The sequence below is a fragment of the Treponema lecithinolyticum ATCC 700332 genome, assembly GCA_000468055.1.
Lineage (GTDB): Bacteria > Spirochaetota > Spirochaetia > Treponematales > Treponemataceae > Treponema_C > Treponema_C lecithinolyticum.
Window position 1 is genome coordinate 179,974 of sequence record KI260554.1, and the last position, 13,330, is coordinate 193,303.

Below are 13,330 nucleotides of genomic sequence, written 5' to 3' on the forward strand. Positions count from 1 at the left end.
TCAAACCGGTAAGCGAACCGGTGCGCATGGGTATAGATGTCGGCTCTACAACGGTAAAGGTTGTGGTTTTAAAAGCGGATGATTCGGTTGTATTCAGTCAATACGAACGTCACCGCGCCGACATACGCTCTACGATTATTTCAGTTGTCGGCAACGCCCTCGACAGCATTGAACAAAACTTTCCTCAAGCACAAGCACAAACCGTCAGCGTAAAAGTAACCGGTTCCGGGGGGCTTGCCGTTGCGCACTGGCTGTCCATTCCTTTTATACAAGAAGTGGTTGCGTCAACTACTGCCGTAAAAAAACGCATACCGCAAACGGATGTGGTTATAGAATTGGGCGGAGAAGACGCAAAAATTACGTACATGACCGGCGGTATGGAGCAGCGCATGAACGGAACATGTGCGGGAGGCACGGGCGCTTTTATAGATCAAATGGCAGCCCTTTTGGAAACCGACGCGCCCGGATTAAACAAACTTGCTTCCGGTGCCGATACCATATACCCGATTGCCGCGCGCTGCGGCGTATTTGCAAAAACGGACGTACAGCCGCTTATTAACGAAGGCGCACGGCGCGAAGACATTGCGGCAAGTATTTTTCAAGCTGTCGTCAGCCAAACGATTTCCGGTCTTGCGTGCGGTAAACCTATCCGCGGCAATGTCGCTTTTTTAGGCGGTCCGCTTCACTTTTTGGATCAATTGCGCCGCCGCTTTGAATTGACGCTTAAATTGGAAAAAGAAGCGTCAATCGTCCCCGAAGATTCGCAGCTTTTTGTTGCCGAAGGAGCGGCCCTTGCTGCAGAACGTTCGCTTAATTGCGTGCAAAACAGCGAAAAAGTACACTTTCCCGCCGTGCGCGAACTTAGGGATTCACTTAAAACACTTGTCGGCGCGGAAATGAAAGAAGTGCAGCGTCTTGAACCGCTGTTTAAAAACGAAGCGGAGTTGGAAGAATTTCACAAACGTCATGCGGCACAAATGGCGCAAACCGGCGATTTGCAGCAAACAAACGGTCCGGTGTTTTTAGGTTTGGATTCGGGATCCACCACTACAAAAGCGGTGCTTATCGACGCCGACGGTAAAATACTGTGGCGTTTTTATGACGTAAACGCGGGAAACCCGGTAGACCTTGCCGTGCGGGTTTTAAAAGATTTGTACAAACTGCTTCCTTTGAACGTGTATATAGCCCGTTCGGTGTCTACCGGTTACGGCGAAGCGCTTTTTCAAGCCGCGCTCAGCGTAGATTCCGGAGAAGTTGAAACGATTGCGCACTACCGCGCAGCGGATTTTTTTGTACCCGGCGTCGAATTCCTTTTGGACATCGGCGGGCAGGATATGAAATGTTTGCGCATGAAAGACGGGGCAATTACATCCATTCAATTAAACGAAGCTTGTTCTTCCGGCTGCGGAAGCTTTTTGGATAATTTTGCCCGTTCGCTGGGCATGGATGTGCGCACGTTCAGCACAAAAGCGCTGCTTGCCGAAAACCCCGTGGATTTGGGCAGCCGCTGTACGGTGTTTATGAACAGCCGCGTAAAGCAAGCGCAAAAAGAAGGAGCTACAGTCGCCGATATTTCTGCAGGGCTTTCGTATTCGGTTATAAAAAATGCGCTGTTCAAAGTTATAAAATTACGCAAAGCAAGCGATATCGGCACTAAGGTTGTAGTGCAGGGCGGAACGTTTAACAACGACGCCGTACTGCGCGCGTTTGAAAAAATCTCGGGTGTAAACGTATTCCGCCCCGACGTCGCAGGTCTTATGGGTGCCTACGGGGCTGCTCTTATCGCTTTGGATCAATGGAAAGATTTAACCGCTGTTCCTGCGGGAGCTTCCACCGAACAAGCTGAAACTTTGGCAAAGCGCGTTGCCGCCGGAGAAATCCGCTCAGGCATTGCAAGCCTTTCTCAGCTTGAAAAATTCCACGTAGATTTGGAATTGCGCCGCTGCGGCAAATGTTCAAACAATTGTCTTTTAACGATAAACACGTTTACAACCGGCGGAAACGGTCGCGTTTTTATTACCGGTAACCGCTGTGAGCGCGGCGCCGAACTTGAAGGCGTGCATACGGTTGTAGATGCATCCAACGCCCGCAACACTGATACGGGAAACACCGACCGCACCCCGCTTCCCAATGTATTTGCATGGAAATACAAGCGCCTTTTTTCGTACGTACCGCTTAAACCGGAACAAGCAAAACGCGGCGATGTAGGGCTTTTGCGTGTATTGAATATGTACGAAAACTACCCGCTGTGGTTTACTTTTTTTACCCGTTTGGGATTCCGCGTGCGCCTTTCGCCGCGCTCAACGCGTTCGGTATACGAACAGGGGCTGGAAACAATCCCTTCCGAATCGGTATGTTATCCGGGTAAAATAAGCCACGGACATATAGCTTCTCTTTTAAAAGCGGGTGTGCGTTTTATTTTTTATCCTTGCGCTCCTTACGAACAGCAAGAAGATCCGCTTGCGGGCAATCACTATAATTGCCCCATCGTTACCAGCTATCCTGAAGTATTGCGCAACAATGTAGACGAACTGCGAAACGACCCGGCTCTTATTTTTATGAATCCTTTTTTGCCTATCTACGACAAACAGCGCTTGGTTGAGCGTTTGTATGAAGAGCTTCAAGTGCATTTTTCGGACCTTGGTTTTGAAGAAGTAAAAGACGCCGTTGAACACGCGTGGCAAGAACAGGAAAACTTCCGGGAAGAAGTGCGCCGCTACGGAGAGTCTGCCGTAGAAGAATTGATTCGGCGCGGAGCAAACGGTATCGTACTTGCCGGACGTCCGTACCATTTGGATCCGGAGATAAATCACGGTATTCCCGAATTGATTGCAGGTTTGGGGTTGGGCGTTTTAACGGAAGACTGTCTTGCCCACTTGGGTACTATAGAGCGTCCGCTGCGTATTATAGACCAGTGGACGTACCACAACCGTTTGTATCGTGCAGCTTCTTTTTGCGCCGGTATGCCTAATTTGGAATTGGTACAGTTAACCAGTTTTGGCTGCGGTTTGGATGCGGTAACCGCCGATCAAGTTGAAGAAATTCTAAAAGCAAAAAGCCGAATGTTTACGCTTATAAAAATCGACGAAGGTTCCAATTTGGGTGCGGTGCGCATTCGCATACGCAGCCTTATTGCAGCCGTAAAAGAACGTTCGCGCAGGCACGTAGCTCCGGTAATCCGTCCGTCCTCATGGCAGCGGCGCGTTTTTACCGAAAAAATGAAAATTACGCATACGATTTTAGCGCCCCAAATGTCGCCCATTCACTTTAGGCTGGTACAAGCGGCGTTCCGTTATTCGGGCTTTAATTTTGTAGTACTGCCCGAAGTCGACGCTGCTGCTGTAGATGTGGGGCTGCAGTACGTAAACAATGACGCATGCTATCCGTCCATTTTGGTTGCAGGACAAATGATAGCAGCTCTGCAATCGGGCATATACGATTTAAATCACGTCAGTTTGCTTATAACACAAACGGGAGGCGGTTGCCGGGCTACCAATTATATCGGCTTTATCCGCCGCGCTTTGGCGGATGCCGGGTGGTCGCACATACCCGTTATTTCTTTAAGCGCACAAGGTTTTGAACAAAACCCCGGTTTTAAAATTACCGCGCCGCTGCTTATCAGGGCAATGCGTTCGGTTATGCTCGGCGATTTATTAATGCGCGTACTGTACCGCACACGCCCGTATGAAGCCGTTCCCGGTTCCGCCGACGCGCTTTACGAAAAATGGAACAGCGCTGCACAAAAAGCTTTAAAATCGCTTTCGCCGTTTACATACAACCGGCTTATAAAAGGCATTGTAGCCGATTTTGACAACTTGGCGCTTTTGCCGGCAAAAAAACCGCGCGTCGGCGTTGTCGGAGAAATTTTGGTAAAATTCCACCCGACTGCAAACAACGATATTTTCGGCACCATAGAACGCGAGGGCGCCGAATGTGTGGTTCCCGATTTGGCGGATTTTTTGTTTTATACTTTTTCTACCGGAATATTCCGCCACCGCCAGCTTGCTTTTCCTAAAAAAACCGAGCGCAATGCACGTTTTTTAGTGTGGGCATTGGAATTGTTCCGTCGCACAATAAAGCGCGAATTGAAAAAAAGCAAACGCTTTGAAGCGCCCTCGTCGATATATGAATTGATGAAAGGCGTTAACGACATCGTGCAGTTGGGAAACATTACCGGCGAAGGCTGGTTTTTAACGGCAGAAATGGTGGAATTGATAGAAGAAGGGGTGCCCAGCATTGCGTGCGTGCAGCCCTTTGCCTGTCTTCCCAATCACGTAACCGGAAAAGGAATGATTAAAGAATTGCGCAACCGGTATCCGGATGCAAATATTTCCGCCATAGATTATGATCCGGGTTCAAGCGAAGTCAATCAATTGAATCGCTTAAAATTGCTTTTGGCAAACGCCCCTGTAGGAAGGCACCCCGATGAAAAAAAAGTGTAGTTTGATTTTAAAAACTTGTGTGTTTTGTGCCGCCGTTTTTGTGTGCTCCGGCATGTCAACTTTTTTAGCCGCGTATGAAATTCCCGATTCGGCATATTGCCGCGCCCAATTAGTCGATACGTGGCTTTTGCAAAAAGTTGAACTTTTGGAAAACCAAGAAGCGCTTCCGGTGCAAAACCGCACGGACGATTATTTTTTGGTACGAAAAGAAAAAGAAAACGGCGAACTGCAAATAATATTTGCTCCCTTGGTAAAACAGCCGATTGTACTTGAGGACGCGCAAGAAAAACGCGAAGAGTTAATTGAAACATGGCCTAAAGACGCTCCCGGTGCGTGGATTTTATTCCGCGATGAAAAAACGGGAAAGCCGCTGCGCGTGCGCTACTATATTGTTCCCGACAGCCGCGTTTTTGTGGAATTTACTCCGGATACCGAAAAATCCTATGCATATTTTTATATTTTCGGTGCGGCGGCAGCATACCGCGTGCCCGTTCCCGTAAATTTTGAATGGTTTTATACGGCGTCTTTAAAGGATGTAAAACGTTTAACCGAATATACGCTTCCGTGGAATTATACTAAAGTGTTTGAACGCTCGTATGAAGATAACATGCAGATGATCGGTGTGCTGCGCGAGCTGCTTCCTGCCGTAAACGAAGCGTCTTTTTTTACCGGACAAACGGCGGATGTCGATTTTATAAAATGGATAGCCGACGGTTTGGTAAAGCCGCTTACGGGAAGTACGATTGAGGACGAAACGCTAAAAAGAAGTACCGCTTTACCGCTTGCCGAAGCGCAAACGGCGGATGAGTACAACGCATTTGATTATATACGCAATGCTGCCGCCGCGGCGATTTCCGCACGTACCGGGATTTTGTATTATTACAACACATCGGGTGCCGACGTAAAAACCGAAGCGTTTTCTTTGTACCGCGACAATTCCGGCGCTTTAAAAAAAACCGGCTTTGTTGCCGATTCGGGCTACCCGGTTGAACTTTTAAAATCTTTGCTTTACGTACTTGCCGTAACGGAACCGGGGCGGTTTTTTTTGGGAGCGGTACGCCGCTCCGTCCCGTCAACGGCGGCTGCGGGACAAAGCGCCGAAAAACAAGTTTTTACCGGAACTGCAGCTTTTTTCCCGTGGTTTGACGCTTCCGGCACTTTTCAAACGGCAGTGTTTGAAAACGGGCAAGAATATACGCTTGACGATTATGTACAAAAAAATGCGCGCTGTTTTGTGTTTTTAGTGCGGATAAAAGCGTCAAAGCGGTTTTATCCGGAACGGCCTTCCGTAAAAGAAAAAGCGGCGAGTAACGTTTTTGAATAAACGTTGTTTTACAGCTATGAGAACAGTGTATCGTGCGCGCGGTGCCCTGTGTGCGGCGGTGTTTTTTTGTAGCCTTTTGTCTGTACAAGCTGCCGAAGCGCAAAGCGAAGGAGCTTTGTTTGCGGAGATTGTCGGCCGTTTTACTTCCGGGTCTTACGAATACGTATTGTCTGCGGCTGATACTTTTTTAAAAAAGTTTCCTTATTCAAATCGCATACCTTCCGTTATGTTGTACAAAGCGGAAAGTTTATATTATCGCGCGCAAACAAAACAAGCAGTTGAACTTTTTACATCGTTAAACGACTCTTTTTTTGAAAAAAAAGGGTCTTCTTTAAATTCCGTTCCTTCCGCTGTGCCCCCTGCTGCCGTGCATACGGCGGAAAAAACCGATAAAAAAGCAGTATCAAAATCAAAAGAACGTGCACTTTCCGGGCAAGTGCCGGATACGGTGCCGGAGGAATTTGCCGGTAAAAAAGCACGCTATTGGTTGGGACGTATATATTCCGAGCAGGAAAAACACGTACAAGCGCTTGTGTATTTGTATGATTTAGTAAAAAATCCTTTCGGCGACAAAGAATTGGACAAAGACGTGCTTGTGTGCTGTGCACGCTCGCTTGCCGCAGTTGGGCGTACAAAGGATTTAAATGCCGTATTAAATTATTATATACGAAACTATGCGCAAAGCGACACCCCCGATGAAATTATTCCCTTTATGAGCGGGTTATGGATGAATTTGGGCGTTTCTTCCTTTAAAAACGGAAAGTTTAAAGAAGCAAAAGAATATTTTAGAAGAGCTGACATGCAAAACGTTGCGGATGGCAGCAGCGGAAATACTCAAAACGGGCACAGTGTGCAACGGGAGCTTTCCGGTTTGTATCAAGCTTTAATGCTGTATAAAGAAAGGGAAAATGAAAAAGCGCTTGTTTTACTGCACGAGCGTTTTCCTCAAGATGGTGAAAATCTTTTTTATTACAACGCGCTGTGCGCCGTTTTATACGGAGAAAACGAGCGCTGGGAAGACTGTGAACGGTGTGCACGGCAAGCGTGGGAACAGCGGAACAAAAAACCATTCGAATTTGCGGATAAAGCGGGTTTTTGGTATGCGGTGTGTTTATTTAAAAAAGGCTCGTATGCCGAAGCTGCCGATGTGCTGCAAGCGCTTGAAAACGATAAGGGGTTTCAAACAAGTGCGCTTAGCGGCCGGTTGTCCGATTCGGAGGGCAAAGAACTTGTGCTTGCTCAAAGTTTATATTTGAGCGGTAAAAAAGAGCAAGCGCTGAATATTTTTACCTCACGTTTTCCGCAATCGAACGAAAGTGCAAAAGCGCTTTTAAAATCAGGAAAACCTGTGCCGGCGGCAAAAAATAAAAGCGCACACGCTGCAAACGATCCGTATCTTGAAGGTTTGTGCGCTTATGCAAAAGAAGATTGGAAAACCGCTGCGGATAAATTGCTTTCGGCGGCACAAAGTGTAGCGGTTCAGGATGTAAAGGCGGCAAAAAGCAACAATGCGGCACAAGCGGACAAAAAAAATGCCGTTCAATACGGCAGTGAAACAAAAAGCTGGGCGCTGTATTACGGGGCAAACGCATTGTACCGCAGCGGAAAATACGCCGAAAGCTATGCGGCTGCGGAACAGTTTTTAGCATCCGATACGCTTAAGCGCTATACGTGGGACGCTTATATGCTGTGTGCGCTCAGCGCCCTGCAGCAGGGAAAAACTTCAGCGGCAAGCGATAAAGCTCTTGCCGCCGTACGCAGCGCCCGCACCGAAAAACAAAAACAAGAATCGGCGCTTTTTGCCGCCGGCTTGTATATGGAACAAAAAAACTTCAGCCGTGCGGCGGACGTTTTAAAACAAAGCGCTTTGCAAAATACGGAAGACAGCATTCCAGCCCGCTTTTTACTTGCTTCGGCGTATGCGCGCTCCGGAAATATAGAGCATGCCGAACGTGAATACGAGCGCATAATGCTGCTGTTCCCCAAAACAACGCAAAGCAGGCAAGCTGCAGTAAAGCGCGGAGAAATCCGTTTTGAAGCTGGACAATATGCAAAAGCGGAACAATATTTTCAAGATTTCCGTTTTAATTATCCTGCGGGTATATACAGCGATACCGCGCTGTTTTTTGAAGCGCAGTGCCGCGAAAAACAAAATGACGATTTCGGCGCGCTGTTTTTATACCGCGATTTAACGCTTCGTTTTGAAAACAGTACGTATTGTTTTGCTTCGCTTAAAGCGCTTTTGTCTTTGTACCGCAAACAAAGGGATTATGCGCAAGCTTTGGAAACTGCGCGGCGCATTCAAAAACGCTATCCGGCGGAATTTGCCGCTGCCGATTTACAAAACGCTGCGCGCGAATTGGAAAGTCTTAATGCCGGCGCGGATGAAAAAACGGCACACAGCGAAACCGCGTGGCAAGAAGCAGGTAAAAACAAAACACCTAAAGGAAGAAAAATTGGTTTTCAATTAGCGCAAGAGTATGCCTCTGCCGAATCAACGCGCACAAAAGCGCTCAAATTGTTAACCGAAATAGCCGAAGAATTACGCATAAGCGGTAGTAAAGAAGCGTTTTTTCATGCGCAAGTTCTTGAAAAAATGGGACGCATATACCGCGAAATAAACGAGTGCGCAAAAGCGGCTCCGTGTTTTTTAAAAGCTGCCGAACGTTTTTCCGCCGCGCCGGAAAAAGAAAGCGCCGAACAAACGGTAAAAATGCTGTATTTTGCAGTTGAAGCTTTTGATTGTGCAAAAATGAGCGCCGACGCGCTTGCGGTGTATAAACGTATGCAAAAAGATCATGCCGGTTCCGTGTGGACGGCGCGGGCAAAAAGTATAACGGATAAGCGGTAATTAAAGAGGTAAAAAATGGATGTGTATAATTGTTCTGCTGTGCGGATAATAAACAAACACGGTAAAAAAAACGCAACACGTAGCGTACGAAAGGCACCGTTTGATTTCGGTATGCTTTTGTCCGTGTTTAGGATATCCGTACCGGCAGCTGTTATGGTTTTTCTTTTTTTGTGCGCGCCGCACACCATTTTTGCCGCTCCTTCGCGGCAGAATAGTCAAACGGCAAAAGAGACGCAAAGCACCGAAGAAGACATACAAATACCCGACGTCAGTACAACTATAGAAGGCGGTACCTCTTCCCTGGACTCGCAAGCCGTTCCCGATTTTACTCTTATATTGCCGCAAGCCGACCCCGATTATTTGCTTTCGGTTAAACTGCCCGAAACGGCAGATTCAACGGCGGGCGCTGCAAGTTCCGCATCTTTTAAAACATCGAATCTGGGGCTTGAAGGTGTTATCGGCGCGGGATTTCCCGGCTTTTTTGTAGGAAAGTTTTCCTTGTTTCAAAATACGGGCAAACATCCGTTTGGCATACGTTTTTCGCATACGGCGCAAAACGGACTCGGTTCTTATTCGGCTTCCGATGGGTATAATAAAACCGATACGGCTTTATCCGCCGACGGACGCTTTTTATTTTCAGGCGAGCGCGAGCTTGCTTTTGCATTCGGCTACGATACAAGCACTGACGGTTTGCAAAAACAAAGTCCGCTGTTTTACAATACATCACGGCAAAGCGTAGACGGTTCCGTTTTTTTTACCGCCGCGCTGCCTTCCGATTGGGAAGCGTCCGTCGGCGCACAAACTGTACACGCCAAACGCTTTCCCGGCTACATAGCTTCCGTTCCTGCCGGAGCCGATGTGAGCGCGCATTCCGTATTCGGAGATTTTCAAACGGGTTTTCATTGGAAACCCCATTTTTTAACGCTCGGTTTTGACGGTTCGTACCGCTGGCTGTTTGTGCAAGCCGATCAAACGGACGATAAAAAAATTATAAACCGGGGTTCTTTTTATACGGATATTTCCGGTACGGTTAAAGAAAAATGGACGCTGGGAGCTTCAGCCGGCTTTGTGTTTGCAGACAATATAAAGCTTCCGATTTTAGTTCCGTTTTCTTTGAACCTAATGTATAAAAAACCGGAATTGACGATAAAAACTTCCGGAGGTATGCGCACAGTACAAAGCGATTTTGCCGCTTTGTATAAAAGGTACCCCTTTGTGCATTTCGGAGCGGATGCCGCCGAACAAGCCGATTGGTTTGCCGAAGTTGAAGCGGCTTTTCCCTTTGCGCAAACTTTTGCTTTTAACGGCGGTATAAGCTTTTCAAAAACGGCTTTTTCGCACGGGGCGCTTTTGCCCGACTACGGCAGCAAACACATCCTTTCCGGTTTGTACACATCGCATACAAAAGATCTGCTGCGTTTGGACACAAATACCGAAATTTCCAGCCAGTTCGGAATTTGGGGAATTGCCGCGTCGTGGAAAGGCTCTTGGCTCGATGTTATACCCGGCGAAGACATTCATGCGATCGGGGTAAGCGGTACGATTTCTCCTGAAAAAGGGAAGTGGGGGGCACAAGCCGGTATAACCGAATGTTTTGGAATCGACTACACGCCCGTATTATCGGCATCCGCCTATTACCGCTTTGTTCCCGAATTTAGGATAGAACTTGAACTAAAAGATATGATAAAATTGTTTTCCGGCGGAGTTCGGCGCAAAGCCGGAGATTTTATAACGGACAGCGGTACCGTTGCTTTATTTGCAAAATTATTCCTGTAAGGAGTTTGGTGTATGTTTAAAATTATAAAAAGCGGCGGATGGATAATGCTTCCCATTTTTTTATGCGCGTTTGCCGCAACGTTTATCATTATTGAGCGCATATTGTACTTTGCCGATTTAAAAAAAAGAGACGGCATTTTGTTTCAAATGGTACGTTCGTTTATCAGAAACCGCGATTTTGTATCGGCGGAAAATATGTGTGCTAAAAACGGAACGCCTGCATCCGCCGTATTGCATAAGTTGATTCACTGCCGCTCTTATTCGGTTGCCGATTTAAAAGAAGCTGTTTTAACGGAAACAACGCGTCAAATTCCTCATTTGGAACGCTTTTTAAGTCCTTTAGCGGTAATTGCCAATGTTTCCACTTTGCTCGGACTTTTGGGAACGGTAACGGGAAATATCCGCGCTTTCGGTATTTTAGGGGCTGCCGGCACTATGGGAAACCCTGCGCTTTTAGCCGGTGCCATTGCGGAAGCTTTGGTAACTACTGCTGCAGGCTTAACCGTTTCCATACCCGCAATTATTTTTCATAATTATTTTACGCATAAAGCGAACCGCTGTATTGCCGCTATAGAAACGGAAGTGTCCGATTTGCTTATGATGGTGCAAGGACGGGACATACGCAATGAAACTTAAACGACTTCCCGTAAATAAAGCTAAAGCCGACTTAATCCCCATGATAGACGTTGTTTTTCAATTGATTTTGTTTTTTTTGGTGTCTACAACGTTTATTCAACTTCCGGGAATAAAATTAAATTTACCCTTGTCTTCCACATCGGAAGCGGTTAAAACGGCGGGCATAACGCTTACCGTACAAAAAAACGGGGCTATGTGGCTCGACGATACTGCCGTAAACGCGGCGCAATTGTCGGCAAAACTGGCGGATATTGCCGAAAGCGAAAAAAAAGCGGGCAGGTCCGTTTCGGATTTTCCGGTGCGTTTTGAAGCCGACAGTTTAGTAACCAACGGGACTATCGTGCGCATATTCGATATTTTGCGTCAAAACGGATTTTTATCCGTTAATTTACGGACTATCGATGACAAAAGATAGAAAAGCGCTTTCGCTTTCGGCAGTGTTATGGATGTTTCTTTTTGCGGCGGCTTTTATTATTCCGCTGCCTTCGTATAAAACCGAGCAAACGTTCGGAACACTGTCGATTAAATTGGAGCCGCTGCCGCAAACGGTTCAAAAAAACGCCGTGCGCCCGCTTCAACAAGACGCACCGGAACATACACAAAGCGAACAAAATGCTCCCGTGCCCAAACCGGCTAAAACCGCTCAAACGGCAAAATCTGCAGCCGCTTCCGCACAAAAAGCAAGCGCTCCTGCAAAAGCGGCTTCCCGCAAAGCACCGGCACAAAAAACCGAAACGGCATCTTCTTCGCCCAAAGGAGCGTCAGCATCTTCGTCAAAAGCTGCAAGTCCGGCTGCCTCTTCTTCGGCTGCCGCGTCTTCTGCTGCGCAAGCAAAAAAAGCCGACACAAAAGCTGCCATGCGGCGCGAAAACGTACCCCTTCAAAAAAGTATGGAACAGTTAATGGCGGAACAAGCACGTACGGCAAAAGAAAAAACGTCTCCGGTTTGGGACGATAGCGTTTTTTCATCGGGTAAAACGGTACGCTCGTCATCTGCGGCGTCCAGCGGGCAAAGCACGGCATCGTCGGCTTTTGATTCTGCAAATACAAAAAGTTCCAACGCGTTAAGCGGGAGTGCCGGAACGGCTGCTTCCCGTGAAAAAACAAGCGCCGCCGTTTCGCAAAGTTCGCAAGAAAATGCACAAACAAAAAGTAAAGTATCCGGCGAAACAGGCGATTTGTTGGCAAAAATCGGCACACAAAAAGCCGCTTTTTCATCTTCGTCGTCTGCAGGTGAAAATAGCCGCGCTTCTTCCGCTTCGAACGCTGATGCAAGCTCTTCGGCTCAAAAGTCTTCGTTTTCCGCATCGATTGCAGGCAGCGGCGAAATCAACGTAAAAACGCAAGACGGTAAACCCCGCAAGCTTTTAGACCCTGCCAAACCCGTTTTAACCATATCGAAACAGAATGAAAAATTGATAGACAGTTCGCGCAAATTAAATGTGGAATTTACCGTTTTGCCCGACGGAAACGTATTGCCGTCGAGTATTCGGTTTTCGCCGGCAGCGCTTTTGCCGCCGCAAATTCAAACGGAATTGAGCGCTCAATTGGTGCGCTGGCGCTTTGAACCCGGTTCCGGCAATGGACAAGCATCGTTTATTTATAGTATAAATAAACGATGATATGTGACATAGAAGCGGTCGCTTTCGATATCGACGGTACGCTGTATTCGGACTGGCGTTTGTTTATGCGTATCGCGCCGTACTTTTTAAAAAATTTTTCATTTTTTCTTGTGTTTAAAAAAGTACGGTATATTTTGCATCGGACGGCGCCGCTTCCGGATTTTTTTGAATATCAAGCACGGCTTTTAGCTTCCTATATGAATGTTTCGGTTGAGCAAGCGCATAAATTGATTCGCGAAAAGATTTATGACGGGCTGTCTCCGTTTTTTAAAAGCATTAAGCCGTTTAAGCATATAAAAGAAACTTTGTCTTCTTTTAAACAGGCGGGATTAAAACTTGCCGTGTTATCCGATTTTCCTCCGGAGCAAAAAGGCGATTTGTGGGGATGTTTGCCCTTGTTCGACTGTGTGCTCGGTTCGGAAAAATGCGGAGCGCTTAAACCTTCGGCTTATCCGTTCGGAATGCTGCAGCAGTGTTTGAACATAAAAGCGGAACGTATTTTGTATGTGGGTAACAATATCCGCAGCGATATCCGCGGGGCAAAGAGCGCCGGTATGAAAACCGCCTATCTTATGCCTTTATGGCGCCGGATTTTGCATAAAAAACCTGCAGAAGCCGATATTTCTTTTAAAAACTATCGCCAATTATGTAAAATTGTGCTACAGTAGTAGGTATAGGG

General features: G+C 47.1%; 8 protein-coding genes. All 8 read left to right on the plus strand.

Annotation, left to right across the window (positions count from 1 at the left end):
• Positions 1 to 26 precede the first annotated feature (26 nt).
• The 8 genes from HMPREF9193_RS01480 (at position 27) to HMPREF9193_RS01515 (ending at position 13,319) form a co-directional block, all read left to right on the plus strand.
• Positions 27 to 4,442 carry a 2-hydroxyacyl-CoA dehydratase gene (locus tag HMPREF9193_RS01480; protein ID WP_021686272.1) on the plus strand — a complete coding sequence of 1,472 codons (4,416 nt, stop codon included), beginning with the start codon at positions 27 to 29 and terminating at the stop codon, positions 4,440 to 4,442.
• Entirely contained in the window at positions 4,426 to 5,766 is a 1,341-nt protein-coding gene (locus HMPREF9193_RS01485; RefSeq protein ID WP_021686273.1) for a DUF8515 domain-containing protein, read from the plus strand. The genes HMPREF9193_RS01480 and HMPREF9193_RS01485 overlap by 17 nt, the downstream gene beginning before the upstream one ends.
• Entirely contained in the window at positions 5,759 to 8,617 is a 2,859-nt protein-coding gene (locus HMPREF9193_RS01490; RefSeq protein WP_040847207.1) for a tetratricopeptide repeat protein, read from the plus strand. Before HMPREF9193_RS01485 ends, HMPREF9193_RS01490 begins: the two co-directional genes overlap by 8 nt.
• Before the next feature lie 153 nt (positions 8,618 to 8,770).
• Entirely contained in the window at positions 8,771 to 10,393 is a 1,623-nt protein-coding gene (locus HMPREF9193_RS01495) for a TonB-dependent receptor (protein WP_156882433.1), read from the plus strand.
• A gap of 12 nt (positions 10,394 to 10,405) precedes the next feature.
• Positions 10,406 to 11,029, plus strand: a complete 624-nt coding sequence (locus HMPREF9193_RS01500) for a MotA/TolQ/ExbB proton channel family protein (RefSeq protein WP_021686276.1) — start codon at positions 10,406 to 10,408, stop codon at positions 11,027 to 11,029.
• Entirely contained in the window at positions 11,019 to 11,444 is a 426-nt protein-coding gene (locus HMPREF9193_RS01505) for an ExbD/TolR family protein (RefSeq protein ID WP_021686277.1), read from the plus strand. The genes HMPREF9193_RS01500 and HMPREF9193_RS01505 overlap by 11 nt, the downstream gene beginning before the upstream one ends.
• Entirely contained in the window at positions 11,431 to 12,651 is a 1,221-nt protein-coding gene (locus HMPREF9193_RS01510; RefSeq protein ID WP_021686278.1) for a hypothetical protein, read from the plus strand. Before HMPREF9193_RS01505 ends, HMPREF9193_RS01510 begins: the two co-directional genes overlap by 14 nt.
• Positions 12,648 to 13,319, plus strand: coding sequence for an HAD family hydrolase (locus HMPREF9193_RS01515; RefSeq protein ID WP_021686279.1), 672 nt, complete (start codon positions 12,648 to 12,650; stop codon positions 13,317 to 13,319). Before HMPREF9193_RS01510 ends, HMPREF9193_RS01515 begins: the two co-directional genes overlap by 4 nt.
• Positions 13,320 to 13,330 lie beyond the last annotated feature (11 nt).